Annotated in this window: 2 protein-coding genes; both read left to right on the plus strand. The window is 34.8% G+C overall.

The annotated features are described in order from the left end of the window. The coding region (locus tag ACTF6W_RS08640) for an NAD(P)-binding protein (protein ID WP_438994139.1) at positions 1–1,714 on the plus strand (1,714 nt) is incomplete at its 5' end. Between the two features lie 132 nt (positions 1,715–1,846). Next, positions 1,847–2,152 (plus strand): hypothetical protein, encoded by a 306-nt coding sequence (locus ACTF6W_RS08645; RefSeq protein ID WP_438994140.1) that lies wholly within the window; start codon positions 1,847–1,849, stop codon positions 2,150–2,152. Positions 2,153–3,058: the final 906 nt, after the last annotated feature.

The following is a 3,058-nucleotide window of genomic DNA, read 5'->3' on the forward strand; positions in this document are numbered from 1 at the left end:
TAATATAAGGGATGGAATGTATGAAGATGACAGCGAGTTGCAAATTATAGAATTGGATGAAAGCTATGATTTGATTATTGTTGGTGCAGGGATGGCTGGACTGGGGGCAGCATACGAATTTAGTAAAACGGCAAAAAAAGAAAACAAATGCTTGATGATCGAAAATCATCCCATATTTGGAGGTGAGTCAAAAAGAAATGAATTTTTGGTTGATGATCATTTATTAATCGGGCCACAAGGTGCCAATGGGTTTTCCGCACCATCAAATAAAGATGCTCTAAAATATCCAAGTGTCACATCCGATGTAAAATATATGGTAGAATTAGGAATTTCCACAGATTTTACTTATGCAAAACTTGAAAATTCTGAAAAAGATATCCGCCTAGCACATGACAGTTACGGCTTTCAATATTGGCAGGAAGATATAACTTCAGTTGGATATTATTTAGGCAAAGATGAAAACGACAAATCGAAATGGTCCTTTGATCCCATAAACCATGAATATAGTGATATGGATGGTACATTGCAGGAAAAGCGGGATCTTTCTAACTGGCGAACCTTTAATTTTGAAACTCCTGATCAGCCAGATTTTGATATTTGGCTAGATAAAGTTACTTATAAACAATATGTAGAGGATTATCTTGGCTTTAGTCCCTATGTTACCCGTCATGCAGATGTTATCCTAGCAGGTTCCGTAGGGTTGGGTAGTGATGCATTGTCAGCAAACTGTGCCAGAAGGCTTGGTATGCCAATTAAAGGTGGAAACACAGTGCAAGAAAGTACAAGCGGTCCAAGCAATTGGACGCGGCACTCTTTCCCTGGCGGCAATGATGGTTTTTCCAGACATTTTATAAAAAAGATCATCCCCAACGGCATAAAGGGTGACTATAATTTCAATGATATAATGAATGGTAAGGTAAACTTTTCTGAATTGGATAATCCAAACAACAAAATACGTATGCGCCTTCGAGCAACGGTGGTCAAAGTTGAACATGATAATGACACTGTTGAAAATTCAAAATGCGTATATGTTACTTATTCCCAAGGGAATAAAATATACCGTTTAAAGGCTAAAAAACTTGTTATGGCCACAGGTGCTTGGGTGAACAAGCATGTTGTTCGTGATTTACCAGAGGATATTTACGAAGCATATTCAAATTTTAATCATGTGCCGTTTTTGATTGCTAATGTAGCAGTAAACAATTGGAATTTTATGGAAAAGCTTGGTATCAGTAGCAGTGTATGGCGCGATGGTATTTTTGGCAATTCCTGCAATATACGACTACCGATGACAGTTGGAAACTACAAGCCTGTTATAGATCCGGATAAGCCAGCTATTGTAACATTTTATGTTCCATTTTATTACCCTGGCCTAAACTTGGTTGAACAGGGAATACGAGGTCGTGCTGAACTTTTTTCTACAAGCTACGCTGAATATGAAGAAAAGATATGTTCACAAATGACAGAGTTGTTTGGTGAAACTGGATTTGACCCAGATAAAGACATTGAAGGTATTATTTTAAATCGCTGGGGACATGCATATGTAACTCCACAACCAGGATTTTTCTTTGGTATTGGTGGCGATCCTGCGCCAAGTGATTTGATTAGAAAGGGTTTTGGTCGTATTGCCTTTGCTCATTCAGAATTACAGGGAATGCAACATTGGGGGCCTGCTGCTGATGAAGGTAAACGGGCTGTTCAACAACTTATTTAAAATCCCTTATATATACAGGTCGCACTTAATACTTGTATTATAAAAATTCTATTTCGTTTTTAGTACCTAAAAAATATTGAAATATTTATTTAAAGGATTAATATGTAAATTCTTTATGATAGGAAGAAAAAAATGCTTAAATCTCTAATAGGACTTATCCATTATCTCTGGAAATTTGTGTTTGATCACGAAGTTAGTCCACTTCGAAATATTCCTGATGTTGCAGTAAGACACTATATTTTACAAATATTAGGTTTTATGTGGGCAATTAGTTTTTCTTTAGCAATAGGCAGTTATACCTTTATGGCTATCAATATTATAGGACATACTGTTTTAATAGCGGCTGCAGCAATTACTGTAACAACTTGGACTGTTGCTACAAAAAAACCTGATGTTTTTCTGAAGAAATCAAAAAAAATTGATAACGATATTGAATGATAGATAAAATTTGGTTCAAAAAATCTAAAAAATACCATAAATCATAGATATTTTTTTCTGAATAGTTCAATAATCACGCGTCATCACCATGATCGTGTTACACTTCATTACCTAATGCATTAATGATAGTAATTTTTCTTAACTCTTGATCCTCATATGGTTTCTAAAACTTTAATTTATTCTTGACCAGGTTAAGAATATCCTTAGTGTGTGGAAAAATTATTCTCTCCATAACCTTTTATGAACTAAAGTGGAACTCTTTCTTATTAGAAGGTTTCAACACGTTTATTAATTTATTAAGTACTTCGTCATTCATTGAAATGCCCTATGTCTCTCCTAGCAATCGACCGAAGAGTATATTCACATCTAAATATCTCAATAGAGGGTAAAACTGAACTATGTCTTTCGCATCTTTACTTCTATTAGCAGATTTACTTACAGCAATATGACTGTCAGAATTAGGCAAGTCATTTGCTAGTAGTACTCTTCTTACAGTTTTTTATAAATGAGCTCCAGAAATGTGAATTTATTTTTAAGGAACCAAATGATCATTATCTAGATAGATTGGGTCTGTGTAAGTTTTACTAATGAATTGATCTGTATACTTGCTAATGATAAGTGAAAATTCTACATTTAGTGAAGTTTCCCCGCTAGAGGCACCTTTGGTTCATCAAAATCTATCGCGGTGACGCGCTTATCATAGAAATTGTTACCTTAGAGGAATTAAGGTTGAACACCATAAATTTATCTAAATTACAATGTCTTATAATAAAAGTAACGGCCATTCAGGGTTAACTTTTAAAGGAAATCTTTTGATTATTTTCCTAACAGTTATAAACTAAACTTTCGATTTTGGGGTGTGATCCGAAACCTCATTCCCGCAACACTGCGAGATTTTAAAACAAA

Source organism: Pseudemcibacter sp. (genome assembly GCF_965661635.1).
Taxonomy (GTDB): Bacteria; Pseudomonadota; Alphaproteobacteria; order Sphingomonadales; family Emcibacteraceae; genus Pseudemcibacter.